General features: G+C 60.8%; 18 protein-coding genes and 1 riboswitch. Of the genes, 12 read left to right on the forward strand and 6 right to left on the reverse strand.

All coding sequences use genetic code 11. From position 1 onward, the window contains the following. The first annotated feature begins 19 nt into the window (after positions 1 to 19). Positions 20 to 1501, forward strand: coding sequence for a hypothetical protein (locus tag Q1A34_RS12870; RefSeq protein WP_300034572.1), 1482 nt, complete (start codon positions 20 to 22; stop codon positions 1499 to 1501). Further along, positions 1498 to 2808, forward strand: coding sequence for an O-antigen ligase domain-containing protein (locus Q1A34_RS12875; protein WP_300034575.1), 1311 nt, complete (start codon positions 1498 to 1500; stop codon positions 2806 to 2808). Before Q1A34_RS12870 ends, Q1A34_RS12875 begins: the two co-directional genes overlap by 4 nt. Before the next feature lie 10 nt (positions 2809 to 2818). Here Q1A34_RS12875 and Q1A34_RS12880 read toward each other — a convergent pair whose 3' ends face one another. Further along, positions 2819 to 5143: a DUF3604 domain-containing protein gene (locus tag Q1A34_RS12880; RefSeq protein WP_300034577.1), complete on the reverse strand. Its 2325-nt coding sequence runs from the start codon at positions 5141 to 5143 to the stop codon at positions 2819 to 2821. An 80-nt stretch (positions 5144 to 5223) separates the two neighbouring features. Further along, positions 5224 to 6660, reverse strand: a complete 1437-nt coding sequence (locus tag Q1A34_RS12885; RefSeq protein ID WP_300034581.1) for an NAD-dependent succinate-semialdehyde dehydrogenase — start codon at positions 6658 to 6660, stop codon at positions 5224 to 5226. Between the two features lie 122 nt (positions 6661 to 6782). On the opposite strand from Q1A34_RS12885, the gene Q1A34_RS12890 reads away from it, so the two are divergent. Beyond that, entirely contained in the window at positions 6783 to 7568 is a 786-nt protein-coding gene (locus Q1A34_RS12890; RefSeq protein WP_300034584.1) for a GntR family transcriptional regulator, read from the forward strand. Positions 7569 to 7629: 61 nt separating this feature from the next. Here Q1A34_RS12890 and Q1A34_RS12895 read toward each other — a convergent pair whose 3' ends face one another. Continuing rightward, positions 7630 to 8262, reverse strand: a complete 633-nt coding sequence (locus Q1A34_RS12895) for a TetR/AcrR family transcriptional regulator (RefSeq protein ID WP_300034587.1) — start codon at positions 8260 to 8262, stop codon at positions 7630 to 7632. A 119-nt stretch (positions 8263 to 8381) separates the two neighbouring features. On the opposite strand from Q1A34_RS12895, the gene Q1A34_RS12900 reads away from it, so the two are divergent. From Q1A34_RS12900 to Q1A34_RS12920, 5 genes are read left to right on the forward strand one after another with little or no spacing between them, the layout of a single operon-like run. Further along, positions 8382 to 9437, forward strand: a complete 1056-nt coding sequence (locus Q1A34_RS12900; protein ID WP_300034589.1) for an extracellular solute-binding protein — start codon at positions 8382 to 8384, stop codon at positions 9435 to 9437. Beyond that, positions 9434 to 10285 (forward strand): ABC transporter permease, encoded by an 852-nt coding sequence (locus Q1A34_RS12905; RefSeq protein ID WP_300034593.1) that lies wholly within the window; start codon positions 9434 to 9436, stop codon positions 10283 to 10285. Before Q1A34_RS12900 ends, Q1A34_RS12905 begins: the two co-directional genes overlap by 4 nt. Continuing rightward, positions 10282 to 11055, forward strand: coding sequence for an ABC transporter permease (locus Q1A34_RS12910; protein WP_300034596.1), 774 nt, complete (start codon positions 10282 to 10284; stop codon positions 11053 to 11055). The genes Q1A34_RS12905 and Q1A34_RS12910 overlap by 4 nt, the downstream gene beginning before the upstream one ends. After that, a complete protein-coding gene (locus Q1A34_RS12915) occupies positions 11052 to 12089 on the forward strand; it encodes an ABC transporter ATP-binding protein (protein WP_300034599.1) in 1038 nt (345 codons plus the stop codon). The genes Q1A34_RS12910 and Q1A34_RS12915 overlap by 4 nt, the downstream gene beginning before the upstream one ends. A gap of 4 nt (positions 12090 to 12093) precedes the next feature. Continuing rightward, positions 12094 to 12825, forward strand: coding sequence for an MBL fold metallo-hydrolase (locus Q1A34_RS12920; RefSeq protein ID WP_300034602.1), 732 nt, complete (start codon positions 12094 to 12096; stop codon positions 12823 to 12825). 35 nt (positions 12826 to 12860) lie between these two features. On the opposite strand, the gene Q1A34_RS12925 is transcribed toward Q1A34_RS12920, so the two are convergent. From Q1A34_RS12925 to cobO, 3 genes are all read right to left on the reverse strand, one after another. Next, the gene (locus Q1A34_RS12925) at positions 12861 to 15041 is read right to left on the reverse strand and encodes a molybdopterin cofactor-binding domain-containing protein (RefSeq protein WP_300034605.1); all 2181 of its coding nucleotides are present in this window, start codon (positions 15039 to 15041) and stop codon (positions 12861 to 12863) included. A 1-nt stretch (position 15042) separates the two neighbouring features. Further along, positions 15043 to 15507: a (2Fe-2S)-binding protein gene (locus Q1A34_RS12930; RefSeq protein ID WP_300034609.1), complete on the reverse strand. Its 465-nt coding sequence runs from the start codon at positions 15505 to 15507 to the stop codon at positions 15043 to 15045. Between the two features lie 138 nt (positions 15508 to 15645). After that, the gene (gene cobO / locus Q1A34_RS12935; protein WP_300034612.1) at positions 15646 to 16254 is read right to left on the reverse strand and encodes a cob(I)yrinic acid a,c-diamide adenosyltransferase; all 609 of its coding nucleotides are present in this window, start codon (positions 16252 to 16254) and stop codon (positions 15646 to 15648) included. An 86-nt stretch (positions 16255 to 16340) separates the two neighbouring features. Then, positions 16341 to 16534: riboswitch (cobalamin riboswitch) on the forward strand. Between the two features lie 89 nt (positions 16535 to 16623). Between cobO and Q1A34_RS12940 the strand changes: the two genes are divergently transcribed. The 4 genes from Q1A34_RS12940 to Q1A34_RS12955 are packed head-to-tail and all read left to right on the forward strand — an operon-like array spanning position 16624 to position 22449. After that, the gene (locus Q1A34_RS12940; protein WP_300034615.1) at positions 16624 to 17001 is read left to right on the forward strand and encodes a DUF1636 domain-containing protein; all 378 of its coding nucleotides are present in this window, start codon (positions 16624 to 16626) and stop codon (positions 16999 to 17001) included. Then, positions 16994 to 18046: a cobalamin biosynthesis protein CobW gene (gene cobW, locus Q1A34_RS12945; RefSeq protein ID WP_300034618.1), complete on the forward strand. Its 1053-nt coding sequence runs from the start codon at positions 16994 to 16996 to the stop codon at positions 18044 to 18046. Before Q1A34_RS12940 ends, cobW begins: the two co-directional genes overlap by 8 nt. A gap of 6 nt (positions 18047 to 18052) precedes the next feature. Next, on the forward strand, positions 18053 to 21313 hold the full coding sequence (cobN, locus tag Q1A34_RS12950) for a cobaltochelatase subunit CobN (protein ID WP_300034621.1): 3261 nt from the start codon (positions 18053 to 18055) through the stop codon (positions 21311 to 21313). After that, the gene (locus Q1A34_RS12955; RefSeq protein ID WP_300034624.1) at positions 21310 to 22449 is read left to right on the forward strand and encodes a cobalamin biosynthesis protein CobG; all 1140 of its coding nucleotides are present in this window, start codon (positions 21310 to 21312) and stop codon (positions 22447 to 22449) included. The genes cobN and Q1A34_RS12955 overlap by 4 nt, the downstream gene beginning before the upstream one ends.

The raw sequence follows: 22449 nt of genomic DNA on the forward strand, positions 1-22449 counted from the left end.
TCAGATTAAGAGGTATGTTATGTTCGGATCAGTTTCCCCCACTAACCAAAACGACGGCAGTGCGCGCAGCCTCAGTTGGCTGAGCGTCTCCAGACGGCCACTTTCCAGCCTTGGCTGGAGACGTGTGCTGTGCGGCGGACGTTTGTCAGATGCAGGCCGTCTGCCCCGCTATGTTGCGGTTTTTCTTTTCGGCGCAAGCTGTCTCTGGGCTCCAATTGCGGGGTATCTGACCACAGCGCCCCTGCAATACACGTCTCATGCATCGCTGATCCTGCCCGGGTCCGGAGCATCGGCCTCTGTAAACCTCAGCAACATCGGACAGGCATCTTCCTACGCCAATTCCGCTTTTTCCAATGGCTCCGTCAGCCCGACAGAAACCTACAAACGCCTGATCGGCGCGGACAGGATCCTTGAAGCGGCCGCTGCAGATCTGGACATCACCACCAAAGCACTGGGAAAACCACGCGTGACGCTGGTAGATCAGACCAGCCTCATACACCTCGAACTGAAGGGTGCGACACCGGCCCAGGCACAGATCTATGGCGACGCCATTATCCGTGCGTTTTTTAAAGAGATCGATGCCCTGCGTGCTGATGAAATCCGGACACGCGAAAACGGCAGTCAGGGCGCGATCGAAGAATACACCCGGTCTGTGAGCGAGATCCGCGGGGCGATCAACGAGCTGCAAAGGCGCAGCGGCCTTCTGACCGCAGAACAATATGCAGAAAAGGTCGCCGCCAATGATCGTCTCAAAGAGCAGATCCGGCACCTCGAAGCCCAGGCGGACGACCAGATGCAAAAAGTCGCAGCATTACAGGGTGCGCTCGGTCTGCCGCCGGAGACAGCCGCACTGACCCTCAAACTTTTTGCAGACAGCCAGTATCTGTCTCTGCTTGATGATGTAGCCACGCATTCAGCGACACTCGCACAGGCAGGTGCGGGATATGGCAGGCGTCACCCCAACTATATCAGTGCTCAGGAAGCGTTTGAGGGTGCACGTGATGCTGCTCTTGCGCGCGCGTCGACCGTCACAGGCCTCGCGCCGGAACTTCTTGCCGGTCTGGACAGGGCACCTGCGGGCGAGCGCGCCGCATTGCTTGCGGAACTGGTGCGCGAAAACGCGCAGCTCGCCGGGCTGACGCAAAGAGCTGAGACACTGAAGCAAAGAGCACAAACCGATGGCGCGCACCTGAGTGCATTGTCAGAAGCCGCCGCAGAACTGGAGGATCGCCAACGCGATTTCGCCGTTGCCGAGGCCGTTTTTGCCTCCGCGATCGCGCGTTCGGAATCCTCCAAAACAGACGTCTATGCATCCTATCCCCTGGTGCAGGTCCTTGAGGATCCTTCCCTGCCCACAGATCCCTCCTCGCCGCGTCGCAAACTCTCGCTTGTCGCGGGTGCCGCGGCAACCTTCCTGTTGATGATGGGCCTCCTTCTGGCATGGCTGCGTCAGCCTCTGATTTCTAAGCTTATCGTTGCACCGAAAAGGGCTGTGGAATGACGCGGGTTTCACCCGCAAACCCGGCCGAAAAGATCATCTGGCACACGCTGATCTGGACATGGGGTTTTTATGCCCTCGGTGCACTCTATTTGGTGGGCCCGGTGCTGGCCTGGGTGCTCGGTGCAATCGCTGCCCTGTCTGTCTATCTGGGTCCGGCGATCCGGTCAGATCTGCGCGCTTCCGGGCCTGTGCCCTGGATCATCTGGTTATGGTTTGCAGGCATGGCTGTGCTGCTCGTTGCGCTCTGGGCCGGACACCTGGACTGGGGGCTGGGGCTCAAAAAGAGCATCAAATCCTCCGTGGGATGGGCCAAGGGCTGGGCACTTCTGGCGCTCTTCCCTCTGGCGGGTGCGGTACTGCCGGTCCGGCGCGAAATCCTGATCAGAGCGCAGTGTATTCTGGCTTTGAGCACGCTGATCATCGCCCCGGTCCTGCTGGCTGCACCGTACGTCGGCCTGCCCGAGCGTATTTTCACTTCACCACTGAAAGCCGTGGGCGGACCGGGCCCTGAATACTTTACCGTCTATCTCTATACCTTTGATCCGGCGAGCTGGACCGCGCGCTGGCAGTTTTATGCGCCCTGGTCACCCTTTGCTGCGATCCTGGGCATTCTCACTGTCCTGTTTGCATTGGAAGAGCGCCACCGGGGCTGGATGCTGGCCGGGCTCTTTGCCGGGGTTCTGATGATCCTTGCCTCCAAATCCAGGATGGGCCTTGTCGGACTTGTGGCCTGCACAATGGGCCCGCGCCTTTTGCCGCTGGTAGCCCGGACCTGGGCGTGGATCGCCTTCTCTGCGTTGGTGGCCAGTCTGGCGGTTTGGGGCGCCTTTGCACTGGAGCTGGGCAAAGCAGGCATTGAGAACTTTCGCGGCGCCCGTGCTGACAGCACGCGGGTGCGCGAAACCCTGCAGCGCATCGCCTGGGAACGCTGGCAGACAGATGCCGTCTGGTTCGGGCATGGAACGGTACAGCCCGGGCCGCATCTGGTGGAATACATGCCCATCGGCAGCCATCACACGTGGTATGCGCTGCTCTTTGTCAAAGGGCTTGTTGGTTTTTTCGGATTTCTTGTGCCCTTTGTTGTCCACTTCACCATGGTGCTGACCGACACAGTCAGGTCGCCTCAGGGGCGGCTGCCACTGGGCATCATGATGACATTTCTGTTGCTGTCCTTTGGCGAGAACATCGAAATCGAAGCCTATCTGATGTGGCCTGCGCTGATCCTACTCGGGTGCCACATCCGCGAAATGGACAGCCGCAGACGCTGCGCCACCCCGACACCCGCCCCAAAGTTGGAGGCCACGTGATCCGGCGCTGTCAACCGACAGAGCATAAGACGTAAACCGGACTGGACCAGGCCTGCGTGCCATCCTCGAGTGTGACCCGTACGTAAAAGGGATTGTCCTCGCCCCGCTGCGGCCGAAGCGTCCGGTTCAGAGACACGGTTTTATGCGGATTTTCGTCCGGCAGACGGAAGAGACGGATACCACGCGGCAGAATGTCAGAGGCATCCAGAACAATGTCCTCATACCCGATGTCTGCCAGCGCGACCGTCTCACTGATCAGATCGGTACGGATATCGATGCTGCCAGACCTGCTGTCCTCCAGTGAAGCAATAAAGCCCGCCAGATTGCCCGTCGTCACGGACTGCCACGCCAGAGCCGATGCGCCTTTCTGCTCCAGGACCTTGTCCCGGTTAAAAAAATTGACCGGTGTCGCGGCGCGGATCCTGGCCGCGTCGAAACTGGCGGTACCGTCCCAGGGCACCGCGCGGAACCGCCCGCGGTACTCGGCTCCTTCCCACAATACGCCAATCCTGTCGCCCGGCGGCAGGTCTGCAAAGGGGCGAATGCACTCAAGATGCCTAAGCCCGTTGAAGATATCGATCCTGCGCACCGGTGAAGCGGCAGACACCTCCAGCCTCAGCTCCACATCCCCATCGGGCAGATGAACAATATCGCCCATCATCGCGCTGGTGCATGCTGCGTGCCGCGCATCCGCCACCAGCGCAGGATCGTCCAGATACAGCGTTGCGGGCTGATCAAAGGCCGCCGCCAGCTCCATACGGATCCGTCCGCTGGGCCCGCCGCTGGTCGCGTAATGATGCCGGCGGTTGATGCATTCGATAAGACCGCCCCGGGTCAGTTCGGGCATCAGAAAGCAGGTGAGCCCGCCCACTGCGCCAAACCAGCCCGCACCGGGATAACTGGCACCGGGCCGGCCCTTGTGGCCATCTGAATTGCCGATGATGCCAACGCGGTACCCGCTTTTGAATGCATCCTGCACGATCCATTCAAAGGTGCCCCACGCGGAATGCACCTCCACTGACTTTTCAAACCTGCCGTCATGGGCCAGCGTAATGTCAGCATACCGCCCGCCACAATGCGCGAAACAGATCACATCCCATTCGCCCTGATCGGCAAAAGCCTCAAACAATTCCGCCGCCGTGTGACAATCTGTACCCGCATCGCTCTGATCCTCGATCAGCGCATGGGATGACCGGCGCATTGTGCGCCCCTCCACAGGGAAAAACACGTTTCTGTCACCGCCAAGTGCCGTATTGCCCGACCACTCATACCCGGGCAGCGTTACAAACCGCCCCGGCTCGTCGAAATGCGCGGTCACAGCGTTCAGGTCTTTCCAGAAGGTGTCGGTCATCTGGAAATCGTTGCCCTGATGGGCGCAGGCATCCAGAAACGCCCGGTCCCGGCCAAAGGCAAAATAGTCCGCAGCGCTGTTTGTGCCCAGCGTCTCGTCCGACTGGCCGTGCAGATCGCCCCAGTAGCTGCGCAGCTCTGCAGATGCCACCACGCGGGCAGGATTGCACAGTGTCAGCAGTTGACCGTCTTGGGTACAGAGCCCGATTTCAAGCGGCCCCACCGCCTTTGCCACCAGCCCGGAGATTTCCGTTGCAAACTGACCGCTGGCGATGTCGATCACTGCAGGCAACCCGTCCAGAGGCTGATCCGGTTTTGCCACCAGTTTTGCATTGGCTTTGTCCGTCGGGTTGCCCCATCTGTCCTCTGCCTTGATCTTCAGGGTAAAGGGTTCGCCTACAACACAGGTCGACGGCACAACGGCAACCCATGTTTCTGGTGCGCCGGGTACAATCGAGATAGCGGGCTGTTCCGGCAGGGTCTGAAAATTATAGGTCGCAATCGGGTCAACCAGTACGCGGAATTCGAAGCGGCTTTCGCAAAACGTCTGCAGGCGCATGCCCGGACCACCATGGTCGGTAACGCCGAACCGGATGGTGATGGTGTCGCCTTCCTTCATGAACCCTTTGACCACTTTGACCTGCAGGGTCCTGTCCCAGGGGCGGATGTTCCCCTTGGGGTCAAACCGGGCCTGCAGCACCGCATTGTTCGAGGCGACAACCTCGGTGAAGCCTGCGGCAGACGGGTTGTCGAACTGCGGGTTGGTCTGGTCTGTGGCAAAGCGAAACGCCACACGCAGGCTGCCGCTGTCATCAATACCGAACCGTCCCGCGGTGTAGGTCAGCGTGAAACTCTGATAGCTGCCCGCCTCAAATGCGCCCGTTTTGTCCAGAACCGCAGTACCCAGCAGATCCGGCGCAATGGGGTTGCGCAATGCGCCGTTGTTGATCACAGGCGGGGTCATCTGCGGCAGAGTGTCGGACATGTGATTACCTTTCTGGCACGGGGCCGCTGTTGTCGGGCCTGTTGCGCCTGGCCGGGTTTCGCATTTTCCGGCAGGCGGGCTCAGTCGTCCATATTGCACTGACTGATAAATCTTGTTCGGCAGTAGGCGTCAAAACCCTCAGGGCCCCCTTCATAGCCAAATCCGCTGTCTTTCACGCCACCGAACGGTGCTTCGGCCAGCGCTGGCGAAAAATTGTTGATGCCGATCCATCCGGCTTCCAGATCATCGGCGATGTTGGTCGCTACATCCAGTGACCGCGTAAAAGCATAGGCCGCGAGCCCGTAGCTGAGCCCGTTGGCCCGTGCGACGGCCTCGTCATAGTCAGAAAACGGCACGACAGGCGCTATGGGCCCGAAAGGCTCCTGTGTCATGATCCGGCTGTCATGATCGAGATCCGTGACAACGGTCGGTGCCCAGAAATGCCCCCTGTTCCCGATGGCGTGCCCACCGGACAAAATCCGCGCGCCCCGGGCAGAAAGATCATCCATGATCTTTTCCATTCCCGCCACACCGCGCGCATTGGCCAGCGGCCCCATGGTCACACCATCGTCCATGCCGTTGCCGACCTTCAGCGCGGCAACCCTCTCCTGAAACCGGGCGAGGAACCTGTCGAAACCCTGCTCGTGCACATAGATACGGCTGACACCCAGACAGACCTGCCCGGCATTGCGATACTTGAACGCGGCGGTCATATCTGCAGCCTTTTCCGGATCAGCATCCGCAAAGACCAGAACAGGCGCGTGGCCGCCCAACTCCATCGTCGCAGGCTTCAGCATCTCACCGGCCAGTGCGCTGAGCTGCCGCCCCACCGCAACTGAGCCTGTCAGCGACACCTTGGCGATGACCGGTGACCTTATCAGATGTTCCGAGATCATCGCCGGATCGCCCATCACCATATTGAGCACACCATCCGGAACGCCCGCGTCCTGGCAGGCCCGCACGATACCCGCCGATACCGAAGGCGATTCCTCAGAGGGCTTGATGATCAGCGAACACCCCGCCCCCAGAGCCGCAGCAACCTTGCGCCCGAACATGACGCCAGGGAAATTCCAGGGCGCAAAGGCAGCAACCGGTCCGACCGGTTCCTTGATGGTTGTCTGACGAAACCCGCGGCCACGCTGGGGCAAAAGCCGTCCGTAGGTGCGGATTGCCTCTCCTGCACACCACTGGAAAACATCAACCGTCCGGTCCAGCTCTCCCATGGATTCTGCCAGCGGCTTGCCCTGTTCTCTGGTCATCAGAACGGCCAAATCCGACATACGCTCGGCAATCAGTGCAGCACACCGGTTGAGCACCTGCGCGCGCTCCCACGGCGATGTCCGCGACCAGACCCGAAACCCGGTGTCAGCTGCCGCAAGTGCCCGGTCGAGGTCATCCTTTGTGGCACAGGCCGCCTGGGCGACCGCCTCGCCCGTTGCCGGGTTGATCACAGCGATGGTTTCCCCGGCACTTCCGTTGCACCAGTCTCCGGCGATGAACAGTTTGCAGGTGTCCATGTTAAAAATCCCCGTTTTGCCTGCAGGGATCATCCGCAATCACCTGACGGTCCATTTATACATAGTAAAAACGATATCTGTACAGTTACTATATAGTAACTGACACATTCAGGATCACCGACATGCCCACGGCCACGATACTGCAACAGATCAACAACAGGCTTGATGCGCACAGAGCGCTGCATGGTCAGCAGGCCAAGTACCGGCAACTGTCTGAGGCGGTGCTGCAACTTGCTGAAGACAACATCCTGAAACCCGGCGACAGGCTGCCCACGGAATCAGAACTTGCCCGGTCCCTCCCCTTTTCGCTGGGGACAATCCAGAAAGCCCTGCGCAATCTTGCAGAACTGGGCGTGGTTGACCGGCGCGCGGGACGCGGGACAGTGATTGCCGCAAAATCCACAGAGATTTTTGATCTCTGGCAGTTTCGGTTTGTTGATCCCATGACCGACCGGGTGTTTCCGGCCTTCAGCCGCGTCACAGACCTCAGCCGGGTTGCGCCGGGCGACCCGTGGAGCCGGTTTCTGCCTGATGATCCGTGCTACGTCCGCATAGAAAGGGAAATTGATGTGGATGGGCGTTTTCGCGTTCTGAGCAGTTTTTACGTCCCGGACAGCCTGTGCACCGGGATGGGCGACCGCGCGCCGGCTGATCTGGAAGGCGTGCATCTGCATGCCGTGCTGCGCCGGGATTTCGGACTGTCCACCGGGTATCTGACAAACCGGATCACCTGTACAACAGTCCCGGATGCGGTCTGTCTGCGGCTTGGGCTGCCCTCTGCGGCGCGCGGGCTGCTGTGCCATATCCGTGGGTATTCGGCGCGGGACAAACCTTTGTGGTTTCACGAAATTCATGTTCCCGCAGATGCCGATCCGATGGAATTCCGTGAAGTCCGCCCCGCCCGTTGAAAAGTTGTTACCGGCCCATAACGGCAAACGGGGGGCTTTGCTGAGAGACGCTATGTCGAAATTAACTCCTTGCAGCGCTCACTGGCGCCATGAGACGCACCAGTGGTTCCGTCTGCGCCGCCACCGTTTCACAGAGCCTTTCCAGTGACATGCTGTCATCTTTGACGAAATCGATAAAGTTCTGATTGAGATTGTTGAACAGCAGCGCCCCGAGCGCCCTGCTGTCATGATGTTCGGCGATGTCCCCCCGGTGCTGGAGTTTTTCGACAAGGCCCGTCACCTGTGCTGCCAGCCGACGGTCAAGCGCGTTATAAAGCTGCCCGTTGCGCGTGCCCGGCGCTTCGATCGACAGGGCCATGGCCGTGCGCCACATCTCTTTGGACAGGTATTCGAGCGAATGATCATAGTAGCTGAAAACCAGTGCCAGAATGGCTCTGGCCGCGTCCCCGGGCGGGTCATGGACGATAAGGCTGCCTGCCTCCAGCACCTCTTCCACTTCCATCGCGACAACAGCGATCAGAATATCGCCCTTGGTCTGGTAATAATTATAGACTGTGCCGACTGATACTCCGGCTTCGCGGGCGATGTCCTCGATCCGGACAGACCGGTACTCGCTTGCGCGAAACATCCGCACCGCCGCCCCGAGAATGCGCCCTCTTCGGTCGGCCTTCTGTTTTTCGCGCAGTCCGGACATTTGATATCCCCGTTGGCCGATTTATGTCACAGCAAGTGTTGACTGAAATAATGAATGGGTTCAACTTTTTGCACAAGCCGCGCCACAGCGGCAGATTACCAACCAGCGGGAGACCAAAAATGAACCGACTTAAAACTGCCCTGACGGGTACCACAGTCCTGACACTTGCAGCGGGTGCTGCCATGGCAGAGGGCGAACTGAACGCGCTGGTCTGGTGCGATCACACGGATCCGGGCCTGATTGAGCCCTTTGAGCAGGCGTTCGGCGTCAAGGTGAACCTGCGCGAGTATGAGGGCACCGGAGCGGCACTGGCACTGCTGGAACAGTCCCGACCCGGCGACTGGGACGTTCTGGTGATTGACGGTATTGACGTGTTCCGCGCGGTTGATGCCGGTCTGCTTGCCCCCTTGCCCGACGAGGCACTGCCCACGGATGATTTCTTTCCACAGGTGGTGATGGCCGAAAACAACTCTGTAGACGGCGTGACGTATGCCGTGACCGAGAAGTTCGGCTATAACACGATCTCCTATAACGCAGACAAAGTTGATCCGGCGGACATGCAGAACCTGTCCGCTGTTTGGTCCGAGAAATACGACGGCCGGATCAGTATTTATGACTACTATCTGCCGGTGATGGGTCTTGCCGCGATTGCAAACGGTATCGATACAGCCGGTATTGATGGTGCCTCGCTCGCCGCCATTGGCAGCACGCTGGGTGAAATGCGCGCGCGCGCAGCCTCAGTTGCAGGTGTCGTCGCCGCACAGACTGCACTGGCCACAGGCGAGGTTGACATCGTCGTGGGCGGCGGCGAATGGCTGACCGCCGTTCTGGCCGAGGAACAGCCCGAACTGACCTGGACCATTCCTCAGGAAGGTGCCGTCCGCTGGGCACAGTCCATTGGTGTGCTGGAAAGCAGCGAAAACAAGGATATGGCCGTTGAATTCGTCAAGTACATTACCAGCCCGGAAGGCCAGGCACGCCTCGCGACATCGTCGTGTTTCTGGGGCATGCCCGCCAATGCAAAGGCCGGCGAGTTTCTGACAGATGCGCAGAAAAACACGCTGCGCTGGGATGAACAGCCGGACTATCTGGCGCGGACACAGCTCTATCCGGCGCCGGACACTGATCTCGATATCGAGATGCAGGACCTCTGGCTCGACACACTGCAGCAGTGAGCACAGGCCATCAGCGCCTGAAAGGGCCGGGCTTTGTAACACCGGCCCTGATCTGGACGTTTGCTTTCTTTGTCGTGCCCTTTCTGGTGATGGGCACGATGAGCCTTGCAACGCTGGAGGGCCGCACCCTGGTGTGGGGGCTCTCGCTGGCCAATTATGCTGAATTGACGGAAAAGGCCTATCTTTGGCGGGCCATCATGGTGTCGCTGGAAATCACACTGACGGTCACTGTGGTCTCGGTTATTCTGGCTTATCCGCTGGCCTGGATCATCGCCTACCGAATTCCGCCACGCTGGCAGCGGCTTGCACTGCTACTGGCGATTTTGCCCTTCTGGACGTCCTACGTCGTGCGCTCCTATGCCTGGCTTCTGGTGCTCGCCCGTGAGGGGGTGGTCAATCAGACACTCATCAGCATGGGGCTGATCTCCGAGCCGATAACGCTCGCAAACACCCGTTTCGCCACGGTGACGGGTTTTGTGCATTTCTTTGTGATGCTGCTGACGCTAACGATTTATGCCAACCTGGTGCAGCTGTCACCGAACTACCGCAGGGCAGCCATGGATCTGGGCGCGTCCGCGTTCCAGACATTCCGCCATGTGGTTCTGCCACTGACCCTGCCGGGCATTGTCACAGGTGCGTTTCTGACCTTTGTGCTCTGCATCGGCGACTATGTGACGCCGCAGATCCTCGGCGGAAACACCGAACTGACGGTCCCGCAGGTCATCATGGTGCAACTGGGACGGCGCGCAGATTTCCCACTGGCCTCGGCCCTGGCCATCGTCCTGATGGCTATCGTGACACTGGTCTACATCCTGTCGGCCCGCTGGCTGAGGCTCGACCGGTTATGACACGCCTGCTTCCCTGGCTCTACCTGGCCGCGGCATTCCTGTTCATCTATCTGCCCGTCGCAGCACTTGTGCTCTTTTCCTTTCAGGACGGTGGTCTGCCGGTGCCGCCGTTCGAGGGGCCATCACTGCGATGGTATGCTGATATTCTGAGCGATGACGACGTGATGGCGGCTTTGACTAATTCGCTGATGGTCGCGGTGGCCTCTGCGGCGGTTGCCTGTGTGCTGGGGTTTCTGGCGGCCTATGGCCTCGCACGGCATGTCCTGCCCGGATCAGCCCTGATACGCGGGTTGCTGATCGCCCCCCTGACGGTCAGTTACCTGATTGTCGGGCTTGGGCTGCTCATTGTTATCCAGCGCACGGGGCTCGGGCTGTCGCTCTTTACCGCCGGGATCGGCCATGTGGTGATTAACCTGCCATTGTGTTTTGCCATCATCTACGCCTCGATGGGCGCGCAGCAACAAAATGCAGAACGGGCCGCGCGCGATCTTGGCGCTGACGAATTCCGGGTCATCACACTGGTGACGCTCCCCATGCTGGCCCCGGCGCTCGCCGCTGCCTTCTTTTTGTCGGTGACACTCAGCTGGGACGAATTCATCATCTCTTTTCTGCTCACACGGTTCGACGTCACCCTGCCGGTCGAGATCTGGTCCATGCTGCGATCCGGCCTTTCGCCGCGCCTCAATGCCATCGGCAGCCTGGTTTTTCTGATCTCTGTCACCGCGGTGCTGGTGCTTGAAATATTTGTTTTCCGAAAGCGACGCCCATGACTGCGCCCGTCACGCTCACCTCTCTCAATCACTGGTTTGGTGACTATCACGCTCTGCGTGATATCACTCTCGACACTGATGCGGGCGAATACGTCACGCTGCTGGGCCCGTCCGGGTGCGGAAAAACCACTCTGTTGTCCGTTCTGGGTGGTTTTATCGAACCGACAGACGGCACCGTGCGCATCGGCGGGCGCGATATGACACGGGTCCCCCCTGCGCGCCGACCGACCACAACGATGTTCCAGGATTATGCGCTTTTCCCGCATATGTCCTTGCGGGACAACACCGCATTCGGGCTCCGGATGGCAGGCGTGGCCCTTGCAGAACGTCATGCACGCGCACACGAGATGCTGGAGCTTGTCGGGCTCTCTCACGCCGCCGCGTCCCGGCCGCATGAGTTGTCCGGCGGTCAACGCCAGCGCGTGGCCCTGGCGCGGGCACTGGCGGTCAGGCCCGATGTTCTGCTGCTGGACGAGCCCCTGGGCGCGCTGGATCTGAAGCTGCGCCGGTCAATGCAGGACGAACTGAAATCGATCCAGCGCAGCATCGGCACAACTTTTGTTCATGTCACCCACGACCAGGAAGAGGCGATGGCCATCGCAGACCGTATCGTTGTGATGAATGCCGGCCGGATCGAGGATGCGGGCACGCCTGCACGGATTTACCGGCAACCCTCGACCCTCTTTGCCGCTGATTTCATGGGCGATATGAACCATATCCCCGCGCAGGTCTCAGACGGCATTGCCACGACGGCATTCGGCAAACTGCGGGCGCCGAATGTGCCCGATGGTGCCGCGGTTCTGTGTATCCGACCCGAAGCGCTGGGCATTTCAGGCGATCTGGATATCGGCGCAGCAACGGTGACAGATACCTCATTTTTTGGCACATACGTGCGGGCGCATCTGAGACTGGAGACAGCCCCCGATCTGAAGGTGACAGCGCATCTGCCGCCTGAAAACCCGCCCGGGCCCGGGGCACAGGTGCAGATGTTCGCCACAACCGGTGCGGTCAGCATCTTTGCAAAAGGAGACTAGCAGCATGGACCGCGTCAGACCCGAGGACTGGTACCGACTGGAGCGCAAGACCGATGATGTGACGCTTATTGCAGAGCCATGGATACAGGAGTTTTACCGCTGCAACATCTGGCACGTGCGCGGGCGCGAACGGGACATGCTGGTCGACAGCGGTATGGGCGTCGTCTCTTTGACCGACTGGGTGCCGCTGGTGACCGAACGCGCACTGACCGCCGTGGCAAGCCATACTCATTTCGATCACATCGGGTGTCATCATGAGTTTGACGACCGCTGCGTGCACCGTCTTGAGGCAGATATCATGGCCAATCCGACACGCATCGCCACGCTCGCCGATCCCTATGTCACGGACGATATTTTTGACCGGCTTCCACCGCTGCCCTACACCTCGATCGACTATGCGGTGAAGGCAGCACCGGCAACGCGTCTGCTCGAGGATGGCGATATTGTCGATCTTGGCGACCGGCATTTTGAGATCATACATACGCCCGGCCATTCGCCGGGCGGCATCGCGCTGTGGGAGGCGTCAACGGCCACGCTCTTTTCGGGCGACATCGTCTATGACGGTCCGCTGATCGAAGACACCTGGCATGCGAATGCGCGCGACTATTTCCGCTCGATGGTGCGGCTGCTGGATCTGCCCGTGCGTGTTGTGCACGGCGGCCACTTTCCCAGCTACGGCCAGGATAGGCACCGGGAGATCATCCGCGCCTGGCTGGACGGTAAGGAGAAAGCCTGAGAGAGCGGGAAACATCCCGCCCCCTCAGGCACTTATCACACAAAGCTTACGCCGTTCTCTGCCATAGGCAGGCTGGAAACCCGCAGCGCGCTGGCGGCAGCGATCGCGTTTGCCAGTGCAGGTGCTGCGGGCGGCGTGCCCGGCTCTCCGACACCTGTTGGTGCTTCGGCAGAGGCAACGATATGCACATCAATCTGCGCAATGTCGCTGATCCGCAGGGGCTCGTAGTCCGGGAAGTTGTACTGATCTACAGCGCCATCTGTCAGCGTGATCTGGTCGCGCATAACATGCCCGATACCATAACCGATCCCACCTTCCATCTGCGCTTTGATCACGTCCGGGTTCACGGCCACACCACAATCCGCTGCGCAGGTGACTTTCTCAATCCGCACACCGTCATCGGCATTGCCTGATATCTCAACAACTTCGGCGACATAGGTGCCAAAGCTCTTGTGCACCGCAACACCCTGGGAGCGGCCTGCAGGCGCATTGCCCCAGCCCGATTTCTCTGCTGCCAGTTTCAGCACGCCAGCCATACGCTGCTGATCAGCCTCGCCGCCGTCAAGGTATTTCAGCCGGAATGCGACCGGATCCTGCCCGGCGGCATCAGCGGCCATGTCCATCATGACCTCCATCACATAGGCCGTGTGCGTGTGACCGACCGCGCGCCACCACAGAGTGCTGGTCGCTTTCTCTGTGTCGGTCAGACCGAAATGCGCGCCCGGGATAAGATAGGGCGTGTCTGCCGCGCCCTCGACCGAGCTGTGGTCCACACCGTCGCGCACGGAAAACCCTTCGAAGGCAGTGCCTTTCATAATCGACTGCCCTGCAATGCGATGCTCCCAGCCGACAATGCTACCGCTGTCATCCAGACCGACACGCACCTTATGCCCGAAGGCCGGGCGATAGTAGCCGCTGCGCAGGTCGTCTTCGCGCGACCAGACCAGTTTTACCGGCCGCGACCGGTCTGTCATGACAAAGGCAAGCGCGGCCTCCACCTGATAGTCAGCCGAAGGTGTCGCCCGGCGTCCGAATGACCCGCCCGCCAGCATCGTGTTGATCCGGATTTTTTCCATTGGCAGCTGGAATATTTCAGCCATCGCCATATGCGGTCCGGTGGGGAACTGGCAGCCGTCGTGCAACAGAATGCCGCCGTCTTCGGTGGCTTCAATCGTACAGTTCAGCGGCTCCATCGGTGCATGGGCGAGCAGCGGAAAATAGAACGTTTTCTCGACAACCGATGCCGCGCCATCAATGGCTGCAACCGTGGCTGCAGCATCCGATTTGTTGACGTTATAGACAGGTTCTGCATCAAGCGCTGCACGGATTTCCGCTTCGATCTGATCGGATCCACGTGTTTCCGCAGCCGAAACATCCCATGTCACGTCCAGCGCATCGCGCGCCTGCATGGCGGCCCATGTGTTTTCTGCATAAACCGCAACACCTGCCTGATTGGGCAGAACCGCTGCGTTGATGAACCCTTTGATCTCTTTCGAGGCGGCATCATCAAACCCGGTGGCCAGAGCCCCGCGCTGCTCGGGACGCGCGATCATCACAACCATCTGGTTGGGCAGATGAACGTCCATTGCATACATTGCAGTCCCGTTGCCTTTGATTTCGCTGTCCAGACGCCGCACATCCGGGTTACCGATCAGACGGAACGCGCCCGGGTCTTTGAGTGCGGGTTCCGCAGGCGGCTCCAGCCCGGAGGCCGCCGCGACGAAATCGCCCAGAGGCGCAGACTGCCCCGCGCCTGTAACGATACCATCGACGATATCCAGCGTCGCAGGGTCGGCATCCCACGCGGCCGCCGCCGCCCTGATCAGAACGTCACGGGCAGCAGCGCCCGCCTGACGGTACTGCAGGTAAGAGTTTGCCATCGCCGTTGACCCGCCGGTTCCCTGAAAGGGACCAAACAGCAGATTGTTGTAAACCTGTGGGTCAGAGGGCGCGAATTCATAGCCGATCTGATCCATCGTCAGACCGATTTCCTCGGCGATCAGCGTGCTGAGACCTGTCGCAGGTCCCTGCCCCTTTTCAATGTGCTTGACGATTGCCGTGACAGAGCCATCGGCCCCGATCCTGACAAACGGGTTCAGCATGGCGCCCTCGCCCCCGGCGGCCAGAACGCCGTCAGGGCGCAGTCCGACCATCAGAACAGCGCCGGTCGCAGCGGCGGCTTTGAGAAACCCGCGGCGGGATGTATTCACTGTCATATCAGGCCTCCAGAATTTCTGCAGCGCGCTGAATGCCGGCGCGGATGCGTTGATACGTGGCGCAGCGACAGGCGTTGCCGTACATGTAGCTGTCGATGTCTTCGGCCGATGGCTTTGGGTTTTCGCTCAGCAGTCCGACGGCTGACATGATCTGACCGGACTGACAGTATCCGCACTGCACCACGTCCAGCTCAACCCATGCCTGCTGGACCGCCGCACCGATTTTCGTGTCTGCCATCGCCTCGATTGTTGTAATCTCAGCACCCTCCACGTCTTCGATGTAGGTCTGGCAGGACCGCACCGGTTCCCCATCCAGGTGCACAGTGCAGGCACCGCAGGACGCGACACCACACCCGAATTTCGTGCCGGTCATTTTCAGTTCGTCGCGGATCACCCACAAAAGCGGCGTCCCCGGTTCGGCGTCCACCTCGTGCGACTTGCCGTTCAGTTTCAGTGAAATTGCCATGTTATACCTCCATGCTGCTCCTCAGTGACCTAGTCACCGGCAGGATCACTGCAAGTATAACGCGAAAAACAAATTGAGTCCTCGCCGGAGTTTTTCGCCATGACCGGTACCAGCGGTTTCCGGCCAAAGCGTCGCTCGTCAGAATTCAACGCCTTTCTGAGCCTTGACCCCGTCCCGGAACGGGTGGCGCAGCAGCGTCATTTCTGTGACCAGGTCGGCTGCCTCGATCAGCTCAGGTTTGGCGTTCCGACCCGTCAGACAGACATGCGTCATGTGGGGTTTTTCGTCCTGCAGAAAAGCAACGACTTCGTCGATGTCCAGATAGTCGTAGCGCAGCGCGATATTGATCTCATCCAGTAACACAAAACCAATCTCCGGATCGAGGATCTGCTCTCTGGCGATTTTCCAGCCGTTCTGAGCCGCAGCAATATCCCGTTCGCGGTCCTGCGTTTCCCAGGTAAAGCCCTCGCCCGAGACAAAAAACCGGCACTCATCGGCAAAACGGTCGCGCAGGAATGTCTTTTCACCTGTGTCCCAGTTGCCTTTGATGAACTGCACCACGGCGCAGGGAATTTCATGGGCAATGCAGCGCATTATCATGCCAAACCCGGAAGATGATTTTCCCTTGCCCGGACCAGTATGGACCATGATCAGGCCCTTCTCCTCGGTCTTAGTCTCCATCATTTTGTCACGCGCGGCTTTGATCTTGCGCATCTTTTCCGCGTGGCGTTCGTTCTCGTCGGTCATCGGGGCTCTCCGGTGGCGGGTTCTGGCCCGCACTAAACGCATTCCGCAAAGCGATGGTCAACCATTGACATCCCCCCCGCTGCCTGAACAATGCGTGCTTCGATGGTTGTTCCGGATTGCACCGGAACGCAAAAGGGAACGCGGTGAAATACCGTGGCTGCCCCCGCAACTGTAAGCGGAGAGCGTGCCTGCACCATGCCACTGGTCTGACCTGACCGGGAAGGCGCAGGACCGCATCGACCCGCAAGCCAGGAGACCTGCCATCGCGTAACGCAAATCAGCCCGGGCGGGGTGTCCCGGAGGAAAGAGAGAGATGATGTACCCAGCTGCCACGCCAGTGGAATGCCGCCCCTCGGGGGAGGCTTTCACATGACTGAAATCACCGAACTGCTTGTCTGCGTCAAATGCAAACGCGGTACCGAGGTGACCGGTGACGGTGAGCGACCCGGCACCCGCCTGATGGAAGAACTGCAGGCGCGGGGCATGCCCGAAGGCGTCGTGCTCAAGGCCGCCGAATGCCTGCAGAACTGCGATCACGGCTGTTCTGTTGCCCTGCGCGGCGGGCCCGCAAAATGGACCTATGTGTACGGAAATCTGCACGAGACGTCGCATCTGGACACGCTGCTGGAGGGCGCTGCCCTTTATCATGAGGCAGGTGATGGTCTGATCCCGTGGCGCACGCGCCCGGAACATTTCAAACGTAACTGTATCGCGCGCATTCCGCCGCTGGAGGACAACAATGGCTGATCTGGCAAAACTCCCTGTGACCGTCGTAACGGGCTTTCTGGGCTCGGGCAAAACCACACTGATCTCGAACCTCATCAAAAATCCCGGCGGCAAACGTCTGGCGGTTGTTGTCAACGAGTTCGGTGACGTGGGCGTGGACGGCGACATCCTCAAAAGTTGTGCTATTCCGGACTGCCCGGCAGAAAACATCATGGAGCTGGCGAACGGTTGCATCTGCTGCACAGTTGCCGATGATTTCATTCCGACGATCGAGGCGCTGATGGCGCTGGAGCCGCGTCCCGAACATATCATCATCGAAACCTCTGGTCTGGCCCTGCCGAAACCATTGCTCAAGGCGTTTGACTGGCCGGATATCCGCTCAAAGATCACCGTGGATGGGGTGATTGCGCTGGCCGACGCCGAAGCGGTCGCAGCGGGCCGGTTTGCAACAGATGTGGCCGCCGTCGATGCCCAGCGTCTGGCCGATGAAAGCATTGATCATGAAACGCCGCTGTCCGAGGTTTTCGAGGACCAGATTTCCTGCGCTGACATCATCCTGCTGACCAAGCCGGATCTGGCTGGTCCGGAGGGGGTCGCAAAGGCCCGCGCCGTGATCGAGGCGGAAAGCCCGCGTGCCATTCCGGTGGTCGAGGTCGCCGAAGGTGAAGTTGACCCGCGCATCATCCTCGGGCTGGAGGCCGCGGCAGAAGACGACATGGACGCGCGCCCGTCCCATCATGACGGCCACGATGATCACGAGCACGATGATTTTGACTCAGTCGTCGTGGACATCCCTGAGGTCACCGATCCTGCCGAACTGGTTGCCCGCATCGAAGATCTGGCGCGCAGCCAGAACGTGCTGCGGGTCAAGGGCTATGCCGCCGTTGCAGGCAAGCCGATGCGATTGCTGGTGCAGGCCGTGGGAGCCCGTGTGCGCCACCAGTATGACCAGCCCTGGGGTGACCGCCCCCGCACAGGCCGTCTGGTGGTGATCGGCGAGCATGACGATATCAGCATGGATGCGATCCGTGCGGTTCTGTCGCCCGCCCGTGAGGCTGCTGAGTAACGAGCTATGCATGTAGTCTTCCGCGAGAGCCATGGTCTGGAAGAGACAGAGACACCAACCGATCTGGGGCAGTCGCCTGCGGATCTGGTGGTGCTCAGCCTGTCTGATTCCGACCTCGGCGCACTCGCGGAAGCCTGGCATCGCGGCGGCGGGCCCGAGGGGCGCCTGCCGGGTCTGAGGCTCGCCAATATTGCCGCGCTCAAACACCCGCTGTCCGTCGATACCTATGTGGACCAGACGCTCAGCGGTGCAAAAGGTATTCTGATCCGGCTGATCGGCGGTGTGCCGTACTGGCCCTATGGTCTGCAGCAGATCGAGGCGCTGGCGCGGGACAAGGGCATCGCACTTGCCGTTCTGCCCGCAGACGGGCGCACCGATACCCGCCTGGATGATATCTCGACCCTGCCGGTTTCAACGCTGCGTCGCCTGCAGCACCTGTGCGATACAGGCGGCGTCGTTGCCTGGCAGGCAGCACTGGCGCAGATGGCGCTGGCCTCCGGTCTTTATGCGGGTCCCGTGCGCGGGGCGAAAACCCTGCCGGTCGTGGGCGGCTGGACACCCGAGCATGGTGTGGGCTGCCCTGTCCTCGCCGGTGGAACAGACAGGCCGCTGGTACTGGTAGTGTTCTACCGTTCCTATCTTGTGGCCGCTGATCTGGCCCCGGTGGAAGGGCTGTTTGCGGTCCTGCATGCCGAAGGGATGGAAGTCATGGGCCTCTTTGCCCCCTCTCTCAAAGCGCCGGGGGCCGCGGAATGGCTGGCGCGTCAGTGCGCGCATCTGAAACCCGCGGCCATCGTCAACGCCACCTCCTTTTCAGGCCAGGGCGCGCAGGGGCGTTCGCCGCTCGATGCCGCAGAAGTTCCCGTGTTTCAGGTTGCGCTGTCGACCTCGGGCGCACAGGCCTGGGAAGAGGCTGAACGCGGACTGTCACCGGCGGATCTGGCCATGCATGTGGTTCTGCCAGAAGTTGATGGCAGACTCTTTGCCGGGGTGGCCTCTTTCAAAGAGCCTCAGCCCCGTGACCCGCACCTTGAGTTCTCCCGCTTTGTGCACAAGGCCCACAAAGAACGCATCCGGGCAGTGGGAAAACGCGTTTCTGCCTGGATATCTCTTGCAGCAAAGCCCGCCGCCGAGCGCCGCGTCGGCATCGTTCTGTCCACCTACCCGGGCCGCGACTGGAACTTGGCGCATGCTGTAGGGCTGGATGCCATCGCATCCGCCAGCGCTGTCCTGGAAGATCTGCAAAAGGCCGGGTATGAGACAAGCGGTACCGTCTCGGCAGAAGATCTTGCTGAGGCCGCTCTGAACTGGTCTGAGGACGCCTATTCTGCTGCGCTCAGCGCCCTGCCCGAAAATCCGCGACAAGACCTGGAGGCGGCCTGGCCCGCCCCGGAAGCGCCACAGGCCCTGCGGGCGTTCAGACGGGGCAATGTAATTGTCGGACTGCAGCCCGAACGCGGCAATCCTGAAAATCGCGGCGATGAATACCACGACCTGTCGCGCGTTCCCTGCCACAGCTATGTCGCGTTTTATCTCTGGCTGCGCAGTCAAGTTGATGTGATCGTGCATATCGGTGCCCACGGGACACTGGAATGGCTGCCCGGTAAAGCCGTGGCCCTGTCCGGAGAATGCTGGCCCGAGGTTCTGACCGGCGGCACCCCGGTCATTTACCCGTTCATTGTCAATGACCCGGGCGAAGCAGCCCAGGCCAAAAGGCGTATCGGCGCCGTCACCCTGGGGCACATCCCCCCGCCAATGGCGCAGGCGCAGACACCGGGACGGCTGACGCGCCTCGAAGCGCTGCTGGATGAATTTTCCAACGCCGACGGTCTGGATCCGAAACGCCGCGACCGGTTGCAGGATGATATACGATCCGAAGCGCGCGCGTTGGGGGTCGAGGACGAACTGGGCCTTGCCACCGCCACCTGCGAGGCCGAGGCGATCACCCGGATCGACCGTTTTGTCTGCGATGTGAAAGACAGCCAGTTCGGAGACGGTCTGCACATCTGGGGCCGCGCGCCGGAAACCGAAACAACGTTCGACGCTGCCCCCTCTGCGCGCGCTGAACAGGCCGGATTACTTGCAGCACTGGATGGCAAAAGGATAGACGGCGGCCCGTCCGGCTCCCCCTGGCGCGGCCGTATGGATGTTCTGCCAACCGGACGCAACCTTTACACCGTCGACCAGCGCGCCGTCCCGACCCGCGCCGCCTCAGCCCAGGGCAAAAAGCTCGCGGATGAATTTGTGCGGCGGTATCTGCAGGATGAGGGCGACTGGCCCCGCGCACTGGTCGTTGATCTGTGGGGGTCTGCCACCATGCGCACAGCCGGTGAGGAATTCGCCATGGCGCTGGACCTGATGGGCATTCGTCCGGTCTGGGACAAAAACTCCGAACGGGTGTCGGGGATTGAAGTGATCCCCATCACCGAACTCGACCGGCCGAGAGTCGACGTCACGCTGCGTGTATCAGGCCTCTTTCGCGATGTTTTCCAGACACTCACGGCGCTCTATGCCCAGGCGGTCAGGGTGCTTTCGGAACGTGACGAGGCGGCGGACTGGAACCCCTATGTCGCCGCCGCCGGCGCACGGGTGTTTGGCCCTGCCCCGGGAAGTTTCGGGGTCGCAATGGGGTCGCAGATCGGTGACTATTCCGAAGACGCACGCGCCGCGGCAGGCAATGCATGGCTTGCTGCATCCTCCTGGGCGATTGATGGCGCCGCGATCACCCATGCGCCAGAAGCGCTGCGTGCACGCGTCGCCGGGGCATCGGCTTTTCTACATCTGCAGGACCTTCCTGAGACGGACATTCTGCTGGCCGAAGACTATGCAAGCCACGAGGCAGGATTTGCAGCCGCTCAGGGTGTCGCCGGTGGCAGCGCCAGGCTGTATCACATGGACGCCACGGATTTTGACAATCCGCGTACACGCAGCCTGACCGAAGAGGTCGCCCGCGTCGTTCACGGCCGCGCAACACAGCCCGCGTGGATCGCCGGGATGCAGCGCCACGGCTTTCGCGGTGCGGCTGAAATCGCGGCAACTCTGGAAAACATGGCGGCCTTTGCGCAGCTGGCCGATGTGGTGCCGGACCATCTGTTTGATCTCTACTATGACGCCACGCTGGGCGATCCGTCTGTCGCGGCCTTTCTGGGTGACGCAAATCCCGAAGCCTTCGCCGCTATGAAGGACCGGTTTGCCGCCCTGCACGCAGCAGGGCTCTGGAAGTCACGACGCAATTCCATCCTCGCCTCGCTTGAGGCTGCGGAATGAGTGCTGCCCCACGGATACGCGGATGGTGCCCCGGTGCCTACAGGCCAATGATGTCGGGCGACGGATTGGTCGTACGGGTCCGCCCGCGTTTGTCGCGCATCAGCCGCGATCAGGCGCTGGGTCTGTGTGATCTGGCGGCCCGGTTCGGCAACGGGGCAATTGACCTGACAAGCCGTGCAAACCTTCAGATACGCGGCGTGACCGAAAGCGATCATCTGACGCTGATCAATGCATTGGTGGCACTGGACCTGGTAGATGCAGACCCGGAAGCAGAACACCGCCGCAATATCGTCGTCACGCCAATGGCACCGGCAGGTGACCTGACGCGCGCGCTGTTCGACGTTCTGGTGGAACAGTTGCCCGGATTGCCGGAGTTACCCGACAAAGTGGGCTATGCCATCGACACCGGGCCCGCGCCTGTTCTGAGCACGGTATCAGCTGATTTCCGTTTCGAGACCGCGCCCGATGGCACAGCGATCCTGCGCGCGGATGGTGCCAGCAGCGGCATGTCAGTCACCGCCGCTGATGCCATGCAAAAGCTGCGCAGGCTTATCGACTGGTTCTGCGCAACCGGCGGCCCGGAGGCGGGGCGCATGTCGCGGCACCTGAAAAACACAGCTCTGCCCCGGGAATTCACCGGCAGCCTGCCCGCACCGGCAGGCAGGCCAATGGCGCCCGGTGCGGCTACGGACGGTCAGGTTTATGGTGCTACTTTCGGGCAGACGGATGCGGATGCACTCAGATCTCTGGTTGTTGACAGCAAAGCCACGGCGCTGCGTGTGACCCCCTGGCGGCTGCTGGTGCTCGAGAATGCCGAACCGGTTTCCGGATCAGATTTCATTGCCACGCCGGGCGATCCACTGTTGCGCGTTCATGCCTGCCCTGGCGCGCCGCGCTGCTCTCAGGCGCAGGTCGAAACCCGCAGCATCGCAAAACGGCTCGCGCACCAGCTGGTGCCGGGCACAAACCTGCATGTCTCGGGATGCGCCAAGGGCTGCGCCCACCCCCGGGCCGCCGATATCACTCTGGTCGGCAATGCAGCGCGCTTTGATCTTGTCAGAAAGGGTGCGGCATGGGATGAGCCTGCGCGCAAATCACTTTCTGCTACAGAGACACTAAAGGAAATGACCGGCTGA

Source organism: uncultured Roseobacter sp., assembly GCF_947491795.1.
In the GTDB taxonomy this organism is placed as follows: domain Bacteria; phylum Pseudomonadota; class Alphaproteobacteria; order Rhodobacterales; family Rhodobacteraceae; genus Roseobacter.